Raw genomic sequence first — 17141 nt, 5'->3', positions numbered from 1 at the left:
TAGTCGTCTTAAAAGGCGCTAAACTTTTGGCTTTTTTTTCAAGTAATTATACACCGTTACGTGACTTATCTTGAATATCCTGCCTGTAGCACGATAGCTATTGCGTTCTTCATAGGTACGTGCCACAGCCTCTCTATCTATAGCTTTTTTCCGATAAAGCACCCGATAAACTTTACAATCTTTGCAATAATAAGTGGGGGTTGCCACTCTTATTTTTGCCATTCAAAACCAAATTACTACTTCCACATTTACTGCAAGTATGAGCGGTTATTATCATCTTTTGTAACTATTTAGGATGGTAAAGATGTTTTTATTTTTTCTTTTGCAAAAATTCATAGAATCAGTTAATTTCTGACACTACCCATTTTAGTATAACATGTGCTAAAGTAACACGGACTTTAGTCTGTGATTTGTTAATCACTTGATAATCAGATATCTACAGAATGCGAGTTATGCGATTAGGTCTTTGAAAAGTCTTATTTGAGAGAGGGATGGGAAAGTTTTAGCTTGGGGTAGGGTATCAAAATTAAGTGTAAGCAATCAGTCCGCTGAACAGGTTGACGAACATACCTATTTGCGACCGATGCTGCGCCGCGTGTAGTCAATATCGGCTTGAAAAGACAGCAAACCAAAGACGGTCTCTATACTATATAAGCCTTCTTTGTTTGAGATAGTGTTTTTGTGCTGCATGCAAGGCAACAAAGCGTTCATCAAAAGGCAGACGTTGCACGCCGCTGCGGAAAATAAGTACGCAGTTTACGATGGACGATGAGAGCGCTGTGCCATCAGCAGCTGAAAATCTGTATTAATTTGTGTGCTGTAAAGGTTAGCGCAAGCAAAAATGACTTCTTTGAAAAGTGCAAATCCGAAGTTAGCCGTTTTTCGCTAATCCTTACTTTTTTCCTCTCTTGATTCGTAAGTAACTGATTATCAATTTATTCGCAAATAACCCGCGTTAAAATTAATATAATCAATTCACATTTCGTATAAGAGGCTGTCTAAAAAGGCTGAATGTAGCACAGGGTTTAGTCTGTAACCGTCTGATTATCAAGTATTTCAACGATCACAGACTAAAGTCTATGTTACTTTTTGGACAGCCTCTTTTGTATGAAATACAAAGGGCTTAGAACTTCAAGCCGGGGAAGAAAGCATTTTCTGCCAACTCTTCCTCGATGCGGAGCAGTTGGTTGTACTTTGCCATGCGGTCGGAGCGCGATGCAGAACCTGTCTTGATTTGCCCCGTATTCAGCGCTACTGCCAGATCTGCAATGGTGCTGTCTTCTGTTTCACCGGAGCGATGCGACATTATATTGGTATAACTATGGCGCTTGGCCAGATTTACCGTAGCGATTGTTTCAGTCAGCGAGCCGATCTGGTTTACCTTAATTAGGATGGAATTGCCGATTCCTTTGTCAATGCCCTCTTGCAAACGGTTTACGTTGGTAACAAACAAGTCGTCGCCTACTAATTGGACGCTGTTGCCCGAAAGGTCGGTGTGCATTTTCCAGCCGCTCCAGTCGTCCTCTGCCATGCCGTCTTCGATCGAGCGGATCGGATATTTCTTCACCCAGTCGTTCCAATACTCCGCCATTTGTGCGCTGGTAAGTTGTTCGCCTGTTGATTTTTTGAAATGATAGATGCCTTTTTCTGCATCGTAGAACTCTGAAGCAGCGGCATCTATCGCAATCATAATATCTTCGCCGGGGCGATAGCCGGCTTTTTCAATAGCCTGTAATACAACCTCAATAGCTTCTACGTTCGACTTGATATTGGGGGCAAAGCCGCCCTCATCGCCAACGTTGGTAGAGTAGCCTTTGCCTTTCAATACTGTTTTCAGGTGGTGGAATACTTCTGTTCCTGCCTGCAAAGCGCGGGAGAAAGTATCGAACTTGAGCGGCATAATCATAAATTCCTGAAAGTCAATGCCGTTGTCTGCATGTGCCCCGCCGTTGAGGATGTTCATCAGTGGAACAGGCAGGGTATTCGCGCTCACGCCGCCCACATAGCGATACAGCGGCAAGCGAGCAGACTTGGCAGCAGCTTTGGCAACTGCCAGAGAAACACCCAGAATAGCATTTGCACCCAGACGACTCTTGTTGTGCGTGCCGTCCAGATCTATTAGGATTTTATCTATCAGATTTTGCTCGAATACGGAGATGCCATAGAGTTCATCGGCAATAGTATCGTTCACATTGGCTACTGCCTTGAGTACACCTTTGCCGAGGTAGGTGTTTTTATCTCCATCGCGGAGTTCTACGGCTTCATGAGTACCTGTAGAGGCGCCTGAGGGGACAGCTGCACGCCCCATGTGTCCATCACTGGTGTAAACATCTACCTCTACAGTAGGGTTGCCGCGCGAGTCAAGAATCTGGCGGGCTACAACATTTTCAATAACTGACATAACAGATTGAGGATTTGATAAAACCGTGTAAATATAACAGGATTTTTTTAGCTGATCGGCAAATGGTTGATTAATGCCGCTATTTCTGTCTGAATGGCCTGCTGCTTGTCGTCGGTGTACCATTTGTGCAGGTTTTCTGCATATTCTTGGAACGGAATATTTGCCTTGCGCCATGCCATTACTTTTTGTTGTGCTTCTGCTGGGCGCGGGCCCCATGTGCCAGTTACCCTAAAATCTTCGTCCAGTTGAATCAATACAGGGATCGAGCGGCTGCCATTGGTTAGGTGTGCATCCATCAACTCTGGGTGCTGATCGCGATACACAATGCGCAGATTGATCTTCCCACCAGAGAGTGCTGCAATCGCATGAAATACAGGAAGCGACTGAGCGGCATCGCCGCACCAATTTTCGCTGATAATCAACCAGTATATTTTTTTAGACAGGTTAGCGATTGTGTTTTGCAATGCTTCACTTATCTTCAGTTGTTTGCCGATGCGTTTCATGCGCTGCAAGTTGAGCGGTACATAGGGGAGGTATCCTGTTTTGGGTTCGATTTGCGCCTCTTTTTCCGCTTGTTGCAAATACTCGGCATAGCTTACGCCTATTTCAAAGTAGTGCCTGTAGTTCATAGCGTGGAATAGATTAGGATCGAAATGAATAAAAAAACCCGACTCTTAGAGGCCGGGTTTTCTATGAGTAGAAGTGAAATTATTTATTTTCTTCTTTGCGAGTCATGTCCTCTTTCAACTGAGAAAGCGCTTCCAAGTCGCCCAGTGTAGCACGGCCTTCGTCTTGTTTGGGAACGTAATCGTCGCCTTCGCTGTCTTTCTTAGACTTCTTAGCAGGTTTTACGTCGCCTTTGTTTTCTTTGTATGCAGCTGTATGCGAAAGTACAATGCGCTTCTCTTCTTTGGAGAATTCAAGCACTTTAAAGTCGAGACTTTCACCTATCTCAGCTTTAGAACCGTCTTCTTTGGTCAAGTTTTTCAGCGCACAAGTCCCTTCCAGACCGTATGGAAGTTCTAAGATGGCATTTTTATCATTCTTGCTAATGATGGTGCATCGGTGGATAGAGCCGGGAACAAAGATTGTCTCAAAAGTATCCCAAGGATTCTCTTCCAGTTGCTTATGACCCAGTGCCAAGCGACGCTGTTCAACATCCAATTCAAGTACCTGTACTTCTAACTTCTCACCTACTTTGATAAACTCTGAAGGGTGTTTTACCTTCTTTGTCCAAGACAGATCAGAAACGTGTACCAGACCATCAATGCCTTCCTCCAGTTCGAGGAACAGACCGAAGTTGGTCAGATTGCGCACAGTGCCTATATGGCGGCTGCCGATTGCATATTTGGTAGTGATGTCAGCTTTTGTCCATGGATCTTCGGTGAGTTGCTTCACACCCAGCGACATTTTGCGCTCTTCGCGGTCGAGTGTCAGTACAACAGCTTCCAGTTCGTCGCCAACTTTGATAAAGTCCTGAGGATTGCGTAAATGCTGCGACCATGACATTTCAGAAACGTGAATCAGACCTTCTACACCCGGCATGATTTCAAGGAATGCACCATAGTCAGCTACGTTTACAATCTTGCCTTTTACGCGCGATCCAATCTGAATGTCAGCAGGAAGGCTATCCCAAGGATGAGGGATTAGTTGCTTCATGCCCAAAGAGATGCGCTTTTTGTCTTCGTCGAAGTCAAGAACTACAACATTTACCTTCTGGTCTAAGCTCAGTACTTCTTCGGGGTGGTTGATGCGTCCCCATGAAATATCAGTGATGTGTAGCAGGCCGTCAACACCGCCCAGATCAATAAACACTCCAAAATTAGTCATGTTCTTAATCACGCCCTCAAGCACCTGACCTTTATCAAGTTTGTTGAGGATTTCAGCGCGCTGAGATTCCAGATCTTTCTCGATGAGGACTTTGTGAGAGACAACTACGTTATCGTTTGCATAGTTGATTTTCACCACCTTAACTTCCATCTGCTTGCCTACATAGATGTCGAAGTCGCGGATAGGCTTTACATCAATCTGTGAACCGGGCAAGAATGCTTCTACACCAAAAATATCTACAATCAGACCGCCTTTGGTGCGGCGTTTCACCAGACCTTCGATAACCAAATCATTTTGGAATGCATGCTCAATGTTTTCCCAAGCCTTAACAATTTTTGCTTTTTTGCGGGAAAGGATGAGTTGTCCGTTGGTATCTTCAGGGTTTTCAACATACACGTCGATAACGTCGCCAACGTTCAGGTTTGTCAAATCGCGGAACTCTGACAGCGGTACCAGACCGTCTGACTTGAAACCGATGTTCAATACTACGTCGCGATCTGTGATACTTACCACCGTACCACTCACTACTTCGTTCTGCTTCACTTCGGAGAGGGTGCCGGCATAAAGTTCTGCCAAACGCTTTTTTTCATCTTTGGAATAACCGCCACCTAATTTGTCGGACGCGAAACTGTCCCAGTCAAACTCAGCTAATAGATCTTTGCTCATTGAATTTTTTGTGCACCTGTCAATACACCTATGTTTTGGTGCCTCAAACACAGGCATTTTAGTTAAACATATGCGGACGAATCCGACCTTTCACCTGAAAGGTCTGCAAATATAGAACATTTGCTCCTAACAGCAATAAAACCTTGCAATTATGATAAAAAGCGATTATTTTTCAGCTATGAAAAAATTTTGCATACTGACCTTACTTTTTTGCAGCTGCTTTATGATGCACGCTTATGCACAAATACCTGATGATCACCCGATTCATCTGTTCAAGACCTATATCACGGGTGATTTTGACAACCAGCGGCAAATAGACGAACAACTGAAAGCAGGCAAGCAAATCCATCCGTATGCCAAGCATGTCAATCGAGTGGCACACGATAAAATTGACAACCTACCCGCCGAACTGAACGGATTTTTCCTGCTCGAAGAGAGCTATTACAAGTATGGGGAAGGCGATACGATTGTCAAACCTTACTTGTTTTTCTTTGAGGCGCTGCCCGAAGGCAAAGTCAAGTTGTATTCTATGCAATTACCAAAGGATATTGCGCCCAAAGATATTAGGAATGATAATCCGACTTTGCGCTTTGATTACCATGCGCTGAAGCCTTCGCCTACTTTTCAGCCTGCGGTGTACACGCAGACCGAGCGCGGTTTCTACATTAAAGCGCCGAATGAGTTTCCGGGCGGAGTATTTACACTGGAAGAAACTATTGGCAAAGACAGGCTTGAGGTGATGGAGCTACTCATCCGCGATGGTAAACAAGTTACACCTTACGATACTCCGATTATTTATGACCGCTTAGGCGATCAAAGATAAAAAGCGTTTAGCACTATTTCATGTGTTGCTTGCCGAGTTGCTTGATTGTTTCTGCGTTTACCTCGTCGAAGGTGAGTATTTGTTTTCCTTTGTGTTCTACGATGAAATCATCGGCTGCCTGACGCGTAGCAAGTGGGATAAGATCATGCCCCATTGGCCCAATTACGTCGCTGCCGATGACGTAGAAAGCCTTTCTGCCATCAATATATTCCTGATCGTAATAATCGGTAACAAAAACGCTATCCGTTGCGGCAAGCCCTTGTGCTTGGCTGTTAATGAAAAGGCAGCGCGGCGAGCAATAGTATTTTGTTGCAGACTGCCCTGTTATCTTACCCCGCCAAGCCTGAAACTCCTCGGTTGGCATTCCACATTGGACACAACGCGTGTTTTCAGCGCTGTTATCGTCGCTTTTTTGGCTACTGCAAGCGCTTATCAACAAAAAAATGATTGTAAATAGAAAATATTTACTGCTTTTCATGCTATTTTTTTGACAGTTGATTAATCATAACTCGCACTTGTGGTTCACCAACCCATCCGACAATGCGACGGGCGACCTTGCCCTCGGTATCTATAAAATAGTTGGTGGGCAATTCTTCCACACCGTATTGTTTTGAAATTTTACCCTCTGTATCGAGCAGCATGGGGAAAGTAGCTTTGAATCTTCTATGGAATTCTTCGGAAGCCTCTCGCGGCTGCGATACGTTGATTGCAAGCAACTCAAAATTATCGCCGTGCAGTTTTTGGTAGTATTCCTGCGTTTCTGGAAATTCCTTTTTGCAGGCAGGGCACCAGTCTGCCCAGAAATATAGCATCACAACTTTGCCCTTGAAATCACTCAACTTGTGGACGTTTCCCTGCAAGTCGGTTGTTTCAAAATCAGGAGCGATGCTACCCTTTGCAATACCTTTTTTATTGTTGCTTTGGCAATGCGTAAAAACAAGGAGCAACAAGAGATAACCTAGGCTACGAAACATATTCATGTTGCAAAATTAACCTCCATAGGGCTATATTTGTTCAACTTTAGTTACAAGTAGCCCCTGATGTATATCCGAATTATTTATTTTTTCGTACTGTTTGCCGTAAGTATCTCTGTGCCTGTAGTGGCGCAATCCGTGCAGTTAGCCACACCTCGCGAGGCTGTTGAGACGCACCTTAAGAACCTTGGCTTTGGCGAAACCAGACGCGGGAAAAACTTTGCCAAGTCTGCTGCAGCACCATTTAATCACCCTGCCTTGCGTCTGGAAATCAGCGAGAAGGAGCGCATCAAACGCGCACAGATGCTCAAGGAAATCTACGAAGGACTGGGCAAGTACATCAACTTTGCAACCATTCCCGACCGCCCCGACTACAAGGATACGACCATGCTTAACCCTAATACATATTTCTTGTTTAGCTATTTGGGCTATTCGGTGTATCTGGAAAAAGTGGGCAACAACTGGTACTACTCTAAGGAAACCATTCAAAGCATCCCCGACTTGTACCAGTTGGTTTTTATTATTGACACCAGAGAGTTGTTAGGCATTGATTTATTCAATCCGCCACAAACTTTTTTGCTACTTACTGCTTGGCAATGGGTAGGGCTGGTGATTTTACTATCCTTGGTTTTTATTTTGTACAGGATAGCTACTGCGCTGCTGATTCGCGTACCGGTGGCGATGCTTACGCGTCGAGATCAGGCTGATTTTGCAGATGCCTACCTCACCCCAGTAGCCAAGCCGCTGATTATGGCCTCGATCCTGTTCGTGCTTAATACATTGCTGCCGATTTTGCAGCTCCCGATAGCATATATGCGCTATGTGTATCCGACGCTGACAGTTATCTGGGTTATTCAGTTTGCTACGGTGATTTATCGCTCGTTGAAACTGGGGGGCTATTACGTCGAAAAGTTGTATCGAAGCAAAGGCTGGAACTACAACGAACAACTGATCCTACTTTTCAAGCGCATTTTACGGGTACTGATCGTTTTTATAACGGCAGTTTATTTGCTGCAATATATTTTCGATTTGAATGTGGCTGGTGTTATTGCCGGTCTTTCTATTGGTGGTTTGGCAGTGGCCTTAGCTGCACAGGATACCCTGAAAAACCTTTTTGGTTCTGTAATGATATTCTTAGACAAGCCCTTCAAAAACGGTGATTGGATCATCGGCGATCGGTTAGATGGCAGGGTAGAATACATCGGATTCAGAAGTACGCAGATCAGAACCTTTGCCAATTCGGTAACGGTTATTCCCAATGGTAGGCTTGCCGATATGACACTGGAGAATATGGGAATGCGCCAAAAGCACCGTTTCCGCACGATGATAAACATCCGCTATGATACCCCGCCTGATTTGATAGATGCATACATTGAAGGACTTCGCAGTGTTGCTGTGGCTCATCCAAACATAGAGTCTAATGATATACTGATTACGCTGTTTGATTTTGCTGATTCTGCTATCCAAATCCGCTTTCAGGTGTTTATCAGAGTAACAGACATCAGAGAAGAGCTTATGATCCGCGAGCAGATGATTTTCCACATTATTCGCCTAGCGGCAGATATGGGCGTGCAGTTTGCCTTCCCAAGTACAAGCCTTTATGTGGAAAAAATGGCAGCAGATAGCGGCAGTTTATCGCGTAATATATCACCTGAAGAATATCGTCAGATTTCACATAATTACTTAAGTCGTCATTTTCCGCCTACAGAATAAATGGATGCTGGTTTGAAATGCCTTGAAATAAAAGCTATGTAAGTTTTCCTTCTAAAAGATTATAAAAAAGGTGTTTTATTTAACTTTAGGCCTATTTTTAAACAGTCTTCGTTCTTTGTAAGATTATCGTTAATTAATCTTATTCACTTCATATTTGCGTCGCTTGAAAATAAAAATTAACATAATACTTACATTGTACCTTTAGTGTGTTTAGTGCGCAAATAGAATCTTCTTTAATTCGTTAGATTTGCAGTAATTTCTTGCTAATCAATTAAAACGAATCTATGAAGGTTCTTTACTACGTAGCTTTCATCCTTGTAATTTTTTTGTCAAAAAGTATTTTTGGGCAAGATTTGGGAAATCTGAAAAATGAGCAGCCTGTGAAAGTAAGCGGTTCTCTGGGCGGTTCTTTTTTAGGTTATCAGGCAAGTGGGATTGCCAATCGTCGAGATCCCTTTTTCTGGCAACTGAACGGCGCACTTAATATTAGTCTTTATGGTATAGACATTCCGTTATCGGCTACTTTCAGCCAACTCAACCGCCGATTTACACAGCCTTTCAACCAGTTTGGTTTGAGTCCGCGCTACAAATCCTTTACAGCGCATTTGGGCTATCGCAATCTGGAATTTTCACCTTACACGCTTTCGGGCAATGTATTTCTAGGTGCAGGACTTGAGGTTTCTCCTGAAGAGTCGCCCGTAAAAGTAACAGCGTTGTACGGACGCTTTGTACGCGCCATTGCGCAGGGCGGGGTAGAGGGCATTGTGCGCGGTGTGCCTGCCTACGAGCGCTGGGGGCAGGGCGTAAAAATGACACTTGGCAAGCAGGAAAACCGATCGGTTGATTTGATTTATTTTCATGCAAAAGACAACCTAAACTCTGTGCCTGTAACTACGTCTGAAAGTTTAACACCCGTAGAAAACGGCATTTTGGGCTTTCAAGTGCGGCAGCAATTTACCAAACGCTTTAATTTTCGGGCTGAATATGCGCTTAGCGCTTTCACCAACGACATACGATTTGAAAACGATGGTACGAGCTTTTCAGGCATCAACAGACTTGCTGCGGCGCTTTTGTCGCACAAAAATCTAAGCTCACAGGTCAACTCGGCAATCAATGCCGAAACAACTTACGCCGCGGATAAATACCAGTTGCGCCTTCAGTACCGCCGGATAGACCCCGACTACAAAACGCTCGGTTCGGTATTCCTTAACAACGATTTGGAAGATGTGCAGGCTTCGGTCAGTTGGCGCATGTTTGAAAATAAAATCAATGTTTCCGCAGGCGGTGGCTTTCAGCGCAACAACCTCAGCCAACGACTTTCCAATGAAATGACGCGCCTGTCGGGCTCATTCAATATTAGTTATACGCCCAACGAAAAACTGAATCTTTCAGCCAATTACTCCAATTTCAGCTCTGCAACAAGGGTGCTGCTGGCAGCTACGGATTTTAATAATACACAAATTAACCCCGACTCACTCAGCCTTTTGCAGATAACCAATAGTACAGGCATAAGCGCGAATTACAACACAGGCAATGAGCGCAGCCGCCACATCCTGATGAGTAACTTTAATTTTCAGGGTGCAAACGATAACGGCAACTCCCAAACAACTTTTTGGAACTGGCTGAGTTCTTATCAATATACGTTGATGCCAACGGATTTGAGTTTGGGAGTCTCATTCAATGTGAGCCGCAACATCAGTACGGGCTTTGAGAATTTAGTAGCCGGTCCTACACTAACTGCAACCAAAGGCTTGCTCAAGCGAAAAATGCGCTTGAATGCTTCAGGTAGCCTACTCAATTCTTATGCAGGTGGCGAATTGCTAAGCGGAAACCTCAATCTGCGCGGCATGATGAGTTATCGTGTAGCTGCGTCCCATAACATGGGCATTAATGTGATGTACCTCAACCGCAATTCGCAACAGACAAATGCGCCTTCATTCAGCGAGTTGCGCGCAGGGGTAAACTACAACTATACTTTTGGATTTTAAACAAATTTTATAACCATATATGAATCGGTATTTACTGCAAAGGCTGAAGCAACTACTATACCTGACACTGTTCTTGCTGACAGGGCAGCAGGCAGTCAGGGCGCAGACTTTTCCGTTTCGGGTCAATCCGATTGTACAGCCGCCCTATTCTACGCTGTTGAGCGATTATCTGTCCCCATCAAGTGAAAAATTAGTCGTTAATGTTGCTTTTAATGACTTTAATGAGCCTTTGTGGGAGTTTTATTTGCGCGTAAATATTCAGAGTAGCCGCATGAGCTTGCGCACGCGTCCGGATTTTCGCCCCGCAGCGCCTATTACCATTGTGCCGGGCACGCCGCTGCGACTGACCGCTGCCGACCTTTCGCAATACTTAGACCTGAATAACATGCTTGTAAGCGGCATCAGCACGGACGAACTGCGCCGTACCGACCGCCTGCCCGATGGACTTTACAGTTTTTGTTTTGAGGTGATAGACTACCGCAGCAATCAGGTGCTTTCCCGCGCAGGCTGCTATGATGCATGGCTGATGACCATAGACGAGCCTACGCCGCTGTTGCCGGTTTGTGCTTCATCGGTTAAACCACTTGAGCCGCAAAACATTCAGTTTCAATGGCAACTGACCAACGGTACGGCTGCCATTCAGGCAAACACCGAATATGTGCTGAAAGTCTATGAAGTTACCGACCTGCAAACCGATCCGCTGCTGGCAATTAACAACGGTAAAGCCATTCCGATTTTTGAATCCGAGCCTATTGCAGGGCGCACGAGCTATAACTACAACATCAGTGCGCCGCCGCTGGAGCTTTCCAAGCGCTACGTTTGGACAGTGCAGGCAATAGACCGCGATGGGCGCAATGTTTTCAAAAACAACGGCATCAGTCAGGTTTGCTGGTTTCAGTACGGCTACCCGGAGGGTGGCAGAATTGCCTTACAAAAACCTGACAATCAGTATTCTTTCGGGAAAAATGACTTATTGAAATTTTCATGGTCGCTGCCTGATAAGCTCACGCCCGGTCAGTCGGTGCGCTACAAGTTCCGCGCTGTAGAACTCATGCCCGGACAGGATGCCGCCGGTGCCGTGCTTGCAAATCCGGCATGGTTTGAGGAAGAAACCCCCGAAGTGCCAGCAACGGGCAATAGCTGGGAGTATATCCTGCGTGGGCAGCGTCCTGAAGCGGGGCAATCCTATGCATGGCATGTGCTGGCATACAGCGGCGAGCAGGAAGTTGCCAAAAGTAATGCTCTGATTTTCAACGGGCCGCCTGTGCTGGAGAAGTTCATGGCAGGCAAGCACGAGGTAACGGTGCTAAGTACGTCTAATGCCGACCTAAGCAAACTTTCCGGACGCGGCAGCATCAAAATCAATGCACAAGGCGATGCTGAAGCGTTTGACTTTAAAGAAATCAAACTTGAAAATGTGGCAGGGCAAATGGTGTTGGCAACAGGTGAAATTGTTCATCCGCTGCAGTGGGAGCGCATAGAACTGAAGCCTTTACTGGCAGAAAACGGTGCTGCTTATTTCTATCCGAAAAACCTGATACTGACCAAAGACTTCCTGCAATTAGAAGGGGAAACCAAATGGGCGCTTCCGCACGCAGTAATGAGCGGTAAGGCGGCAGAAGTAGTTTTTACCAAAGCCCGTTTTGCTTATGATGACTTCAAACTGCTCGGCAGTACGGCAGCTACCGAAGATAATCGCTTTGAACTGGCAGACCCGTACCGCTTCCGTCTCAATCTGGCTACAACCTCCCGCATAATTGTTAATCAAGATAACCAGTATGAATTGCAGATGGAAGGCGATTTGCTGCTGTCCGATAAGTTTGCCGGACAGAAAAACGAGCCATTATTTGTACATTTTGCACAGGCGGCGCAGTTGTTTTATCTGGAAAGCAACCTCACATTTTCGCAGCTGCTGATAGCTGTACCGGGTACGCTCGTGCAGTTAGTACCGCAAAAATTTGTTGTGGACTTGTCCGAAGAAAAATCGGCAGGTATTCATAGCAGCAATGCCATGTGGAAAGGCATTTATTTTGATAATTACCGCCTGCAAATCCCGCAAAAATTTGATGGCAGCAACCAGTTCTACCTGACAGCCGCCTTTGGCAAAGACCTGCAATCTTCCGCAGAAAGTGGCGCATGGCTGACAGGCGCAGGCCTAACTTTCCGCTACGAGCAGGATATGAGCAGCGAGCCTACAGTATTGTTTAACACTTTTGGCGGTAAGTTGCGCAACCTGAAAATCAACATAGAAGACAACGCCATTACGCAGAGTTTGCTGCGTGGCTTTATCCGCATTCCGTTGGTGGCAGGCGAGCAGGAGCTGGATTACACCGCCGAACTGACTGCGCAGGGTATCCGCCCCGGCAAAATGGAAGAAGACCTCGCAGGGCGCTACTTTGCTTTCAATCCGGAAGGCGGCGACCAGCGCATAGAAATGCAGATTGCCCGCGCTGCCTTTGCAGATAACGAGCGCTTAGACTTGACGGTGGATGCTGAATGGCGCGGTCTGGAACTGACGATGTCAGGCTTACAGGATTTCCGCATTTGGGGCGATGGACAGATTGGCTTTGGTATCCCCAACGGACAAACGCCGTTGACCAATCAGGTAAAAGGCAGGCTGCCTTCGGGTAATGAAATTCGCGCTACGCACATTATGGCGGCTAATATGGCAGGGCAATATGTGTTTGGCATCCGCGCCGAGATTGTAATGATGGCTAATGCCACAGGCAAAGAAGGTGTGCCAACTGCTGATTTTCTGAGCGCAATGGATTTCAAGGATATAATTGCACGCGCCAATACAGGCATATCAGACAATGACCGAGGAAAGGCGCAGGAACCACCTCCGCTCGTATCGGATGCACCGCCGACAGTAGCAGTTAGCAAAGCCGCCATCATGACAAGCAGCGCATCTGTTCCTGCTATATTCAGGGGAGGCAGGTCGTGGGAGGTAAACGAAGAAGGCAGGGTTTCGATGGATTCTATGTATATCCGGGTAGCAGTGCCTATGGTCTTTGCAATAGAGGGTATGCTGAAGTTGTATTACGGTCATCAGGTGTACGGTAATGCTTTCATGGGTGCGCTTGATGGTAGAATGGAGCTGCCTGTTGTCATACAACTCTATGGTTTGGGAATTTTTGGTGCGCAAGATAACTATCCTTTTGGGCTGATTCAGTTTGGAGCGGCGGTTGGCGGCAAAATGGAGTCGCGGGCGGCAGTAGCGCCATTGCTGGATGCAACACTCACCGAGTTTCAGCAAGAGTCGGCGCGAATAGATGCAGCCGATGAGGAGGGAGTAGATCTGACTACCTATGAAATGACGCAGTTTTTACAGGCAGAAGCGGAGGCGATTCTTGCCCGAAGAATCAAAACTGATGACGAGCTGATCTTCATCAAACGCATGGAGCTGTTTTTGGCAAACAAAGACCTGACGAATCGTTTGTCTGAGCATGAGCGTCGCCGATTAGATATGCTGTGGACCAATCTGGTGCGCACCAATGATGACATTGCCTTGCGGGGTGAGTTGGAAATCACCATCAAAGCCTATTTGAAAGCAGGCGCGAAGTCTGTCGCTAATGCGGTAAAAGACGGCGTAGTCAAAGGGGCTAAGTGGATTGCCGGAAAAATATATTTCAGGGTTACAGGCAAGCCGCTGATTACTGTCAAACCTTCTAAAAATGCAGAAGCAACGCTGAGCGCCATTGGGCAGCGGGTAGCGGGAGCGGCAGGTGCAGGTAAAACGCCTGCGCCGCCCGCAAAGCAATCGACAAAGGCTAAGGTAGCCGCAGCGCTTGCCAAAGGCATTCCCATTATCCCCAAAGTACTCTTGTTGACAGGTATGGAAGGCGTATTCTACTTCGGTATGAAGCGCAGCAGTTTTGAAGATATCGGCGAAGATATTAGCATGCACAATCTTACATTCGTTCCAGACCCTGACAATTGGTTTGGGATGATGTTTCGCGCCCAGTTCTCTGATATGCCTTCCACAGGTATGATAGCACAATTTGGCGGCTTGGTAGAATTGGCTATGAATGGCGGAAGATTCGACCGCCCGGCTACTGTCGACTCGCGCTTAGGATATGTGCTTGGAATGAAAGTATTCGGTAAGGTTGGCAACGTCGGGCTGCCGGGCGTGTTTACCTACTCAGTTGCCGCCATCGACGGAAAGGCTGTTCTATCTGTGCCCGATGCGCGTATTCGCTTAGAAGCCAATGCCGTATTTAATGCCCCTGTTGTCTGCGGACAGGCAAGTTTTGCATTTGATTTAAGCCCCGACCACGTCAGGGCAAGAATCGGCAGCCGCGAACGCCCTGTGTACAAGATGCCTATGTGTATCGGTTTCACTTCTATGGGCTTTGTGGACATTAACGAAACCCAGATTGAAGTAGGAGTAGGCTTTAGGGCAGGTATAGATCAACAACTACCATGGATCGGGGTGCGTGAGGTTGCTGCTATCCGACCTTACGTTTCTGCTTATGTACAAGCGCTGGCAAGCAGCAGAGTCATTTTTCAACCTGCATTAGGTTTGGATAATGTCCGCTTGAGTGCCATTGCGCGCGCCGCCGTTGGTATTGAATGGGAGTTGGTAGCTGTTGGCAGAGGAAACGAACGCTTGGTAGATATCATATTTCAAGGCGACTTGATTATGCGATTTGCTAACGAGATCACCCTGAACGGAAGATTACGCGGCAAAGTCAATGTGATTGGCAAGGACTATGACATTGAAACGCAAGAATTTACACATAAGATATAACAGTAGCGATGAGGAAATTTTTGTTTGTCATAGGCTGGCTGCCAATTTTGCCTTTCGCTTTGCAGGCGCAAAATAATCAGGTGATTGCTACACCCGGCAAAAGCGGGATGATTGTTAAATGGTTTCCCGAAACAGTTTATGTTGCGGAAGGCGTGGATGTATATCGCCGCCCTGCCGGAGCTGTGCAGTGGGAAAAACTAACAACAAAACCACTTAAAAAAGGCGATATTCCGCTGCCACAGGAAGCTGTTGTCGCTAATCCAACGCTGGCATCTTATCGCGATCTGGCTGACAAGCTCACTGCCAAAGACCTTAACTCGCTGGCAGGTGCTTTCCTGACCATCCAGTCGGTATTAAGTCCGGATTTTGCCCGCTATCTGGGCAACCAATACACAGATGCATCCGCCGTTGCCGGGCAACGCTACGAGTACCGCGTGGTAAGTACGTCAGGAAAGGAGCTGAAGACCTCACCGGCAGTTGAGATGGGTGGTGAAATATTGGAATTGTCGCCTTCGGTCATTGTGCATGACCTGACCGATACTCGTTTTCAGGTAGCTTGGAAAGAAGAGCCGCTGCGCTTTCTTGGAGTGAATATTTACCGAAGCTCGGTAGTCGAGGGGCGTAAAAAACTCAATGAACTTCCCCTAATGAGCGCGATTGCCAATCCCACAGCAGATGGATCGCCCAAGCAAGGTTTATATGCCGATACCACGCTGCAATATGGCGTTAGCTATGCTTACGAAGTTGTAGGTATTGACTTTTTTGGTAGAGAAACGCAGCCATCAGCTGCGATAGAAGTACGGGCAGAAGATCGGACACCACCGCTCCCTGTGAGTGCCTTGTCTTCACAGGCAGACCCTAAAACCGGTCTGATTGCGCTTCGCTGGAACAGATCGCCTTCGGCAGATGCGGCAGGCTATGACATTTACCGCAGAGGTCGAAAAGAAACAGGAGGCTTTAAAAAAGTTAATGTAACCCTGAAGCAGCCCAGCGATACAGTATTTATTGACGAGCCTCCCGCAGCGGATGTCTGGTTCTACAAGGTTGCTACTTTAGACCGTGCGGGTAATAGCAGAGACTCGGATACTACTTTTGCTATGCTGCCCGACAAGGAGCCGCCCGCAGCTCCGCAAGGGCTGATACTGGAAGCCAAAAGCGGCGAAATGCACCTTAAATGGCAACCAAATACCGAACCTGATTTACTTGGCTATCGCCTGTACAGAACTATTAATGAAAACCGCTCTGAGTCTTTTACGCTGATTCATAATGAGGTGCTTACCGGTACAAGTTATATAGACAAACTACCTGCCGTAGCGCGTAATAAGTTTATTTACAGGCTCATAGCATTGGATTCTTCGGGTAATGAAAGCAAAGGCTCACTGGCAGCCGAAGGCAGAATGCCCGATGTGATAGCGCCTGAACAACCTGTACTGACTGCCGTAAAAGCCAATGCAGACAAAAGCATTACCATCACATGGCTTGCCAATGTGGACAGCGACCTGAAAGGCTATCAACTGTTCCGTGCCGTTGATTCATTGGCTTATACGCCCGTTGGAAGCCTTTTAGCGCCTAATCAGACAGTATTTACTGACAAGGGATTAAGCGAAGGGAAGTTGTACAGTTATTCGCTTACGGCGATTGACAGCAGCAACAACATTTCAGAACAATCGCGCCCGCTTTCGGTGCGGCTTACTGTCTCTTTGACACCCGATGCAATCAAAGTAACCAATGTATCAATGGCTTACGATAAGCGCAATAAACAATTATCACTAACATGGAACAAGCCAAAAAGTATTGACCTTCGGGGTTTTGTTGTCTATCGCAAGCTGGAAAACAGCAACTGGAAGCCTGTGAGCGGTATGTTAAGTGAAACAAAGTTTTTGGATGCGGACGTAAAGCCCGGGCAAACTTATTACTACGAAGTGCGCACCTATGCCGATGGAATAGTTGCCGTTTCTCAACCCTTCAAAACCACAATTAACGAATAACAATCAAC

The 17141-nt window shown here is 46.3% G+C and carries 10 protein-coding genes; 5 read left to right on the top strand and 5 right to left on the bottom strand.

The genetic code is table 11. The features are described 5' to 3' along the window. Positions 1–1123: 1123 nt before the first annotated feature. The 3 genes from eno to rpsA form a co-directional block, all read right to left on the bottom strand. Positions 1124–2401, bottom strand: coding sequence for a phosphopyruvate hydratase (gene eno / locus ACWIP2_RS04570; protein ID WP_448518723.1), 1278 nt, complete (start codon positions 2399–2401; stop codon positions 1124–1126). A 47-nt stretch (positions 2402–2448) separates the two neighbouring features. Next, complete coding sequence (locus ACWIP2_RS04565; protein ID WP_448518722.1) at positions 2449–3030, bottom strand: thioredoxin family protein; 582 nt, start codon at positions 3028–3030, stop codon at positions 2449–2451. 79 nt (positions 3031–3109) lie between these two features. After that, complete coding sequence (gene rpsA / locus ACWIP2_RS04560; protein ID WP_448518721.1) at positions 3110–4897, bottom strand: 30S ribosomal protein S1; 1788 nt, start codon at positions 4895–4897, stop codon at positions 3110–3112. A gap of 223 nt (positions 4898–5120) precedes the next feature. Between rpsA and ACWIP2_RS04555 the strand changes: the two genes are divergently transcribed. Continuing rightward, positions 5121–5720: a hypothetical protein gene (locus ACWIP2_RS04555; RefSeq protein ID WP_448518720.1), complete on the top strand. Its 600-nt coding sequence runs from the start codon at positions 5121–5123 to the stop codon at positions 5718–5720. 13 nt (positions 5721–5733) lie between these two features. Here ACWIP2_RS04555 and ACWIP2_RS04550 read toward each other — a convergent pair whose 3' ends face one another. After that, entirely contained in the window at positions 5734–6198 is a 465-nt protein-coding gene (locus ACWIP2_RS04550) for a nitrous oxide reductase accessory protein NosL (RefSeq protein WP_448518719.1), read from the bottom strand. A 1-nt stretch (position 6199) separates the two neighbouring features. Further along, positions 6200–6694, bottom strand: coding sequence for a peroxiredoxin family protein (locus tag ACWIP2_RS04545; RefSeq protein WP_448518718.1), 495 nt, complete (start codon positions 6692–6694; stop codon positions 6200–6202). A gap of 66 nt (positions 6695–6760) precedes the next feature. Between ACWIP2_RS04545 and ACWIP2_RS04540 the strand changes: the two genes are divergently transcribed. The 4 genes from ACWIP2_RS04540 to ACWIP2_RS04525 all read left to right on the top strand — a co-directional run bounded on the left by ACWIP2_RS04540 (position 6761) and on the right by ACWIP2_RS04525 (position 17133). Next, positions 6761–8407: a mechanosensitive ion channel family protein gene (locus ACWIP2_RS04540; protein ID WP_448518717.1), complete on the top strand. Its 1647-nt coding sequence runs from the start codon at positions 6761–6763 to the stop codon at positions 8405–8407. A gap of 284 nt (positions 8408–8691) precedes the next feature. Then, positions 8692–10395: a hypothetical protein gene (locus tag ACWIP2_RS04535; protein ID WP_448518716.1), complete on the top strand. Its 1704-nt coding sequence runs from the start codon at positions 8692–8694 to the stop codon at positions 10393–10395. Between the two features lie 19 nt (positions 10396–10414). Then, positions 10415–15145, top strand: coding sequence for a hypothetical protein (locus ACWIP2_RS04530; protein WP_448518715.1), 4731 nt, complete (start codon positions 10415–10417; stop codon positions 15143–15145). An 8-nt stretch (positions 15146–15153) separates the two neighbouring features. Further along, positions 15154–17133 carry a fibronectin type III domain-containing protein gene (locus ACWIP2_RS04525; protein ID WP_448518714.1) on the top strand — a complete coding sequence of 660 codons (1980 nt, stop codon included), beginning with the start codon at positions 15154–15156 and terminating at the stop codon, positions 17131–17133. The last annotated feature ends 8 nt before the right edge of the window (positions 17134–17141 follow it).

The sequence above is a fragment of the Rhodoflexus sp. genome (assembly GCF_053489755.1).
The sequence above is the reverse complement of the archived record's forward strand: the minus strand, read 5'-3'. Positions and strand labels throughout refer to the sequence as shown.

Excerpts from the sequence above, each read along its gene's own strand:
- eno (WP_448518723.1), bottom strand. The coding sequence starts at position 2,401 with ATGTCAGTTATTGAAAATGTTGTAGCCCGCCAGATTCTTGACTCGCGC.
- ACWIP2_RS04565 (WP_448518722.1), bottom strand. The coding sequence starts at position 3,030 with ATGAACTACAGGCACTACTTTGAAATAGGCGTAAGCTATGCCGAGTAT.
- rpsA (WP_448518721.1), bottom strand. The coding sequence starts at position 4,897 with ATGAGCAAAGATCTATTAGCTGAGTTTGACTGGGACAGTTTCGCGTCC.
- ACWIP2_RS04555 (WP_448518720.1), top strand. The coding sequence starts at position 5,121 with ATGATGCACGCTTATGCACAAATACCTGATGATCACCCGATTCATCTG.
- ACWIP2_RS04550 (WP_448518719.1), bottom strand. The coding sequence starts at position 6,198 with ATGAAAAGCAGTAAATATTTTCTATTTACAATCATTTTTTTGTTGATA.
- ACWIP2_RS04545 (WP_448518718.1), bottom strand. The coding sequence starts at position 6,694 with ATGTTTCGTAGCCTAGGTTATCTCTTGTTGCTCCTTGTTTTTACGCAT.
- ACWIP2_RS04540 (WP_448518717.1), top strand. The coding sequence starts at position 6,761 with ATGTATATCCGAATTATTTATTTTTTCGTACTGTTTGCCGTAAGTATC.
- ACWIP2_RS04535 (WP_448518716.1), top strand. The coding sequence starts at position 8,692 with ATGAAGGTTCTTTACTACGTAGCTTTCATCCTTGTAATTTTTTTGTCA.
- ACWIP2_RS04530 (WP_448518715.1), top strand. The coding sequence starts at position 10,415 with ATGAATCGGTATTTACTGCAAAGGCTGAAGCAACTACTATACCTGACA.
- ACWIP2_RS04525 (WP_448518714.1), top strand. The coding sequence starts at position 15,154 with ATGAGGAAATTTTTGTTTGTCATAGGCTGGCTGCCAATTTTGCCTTTC.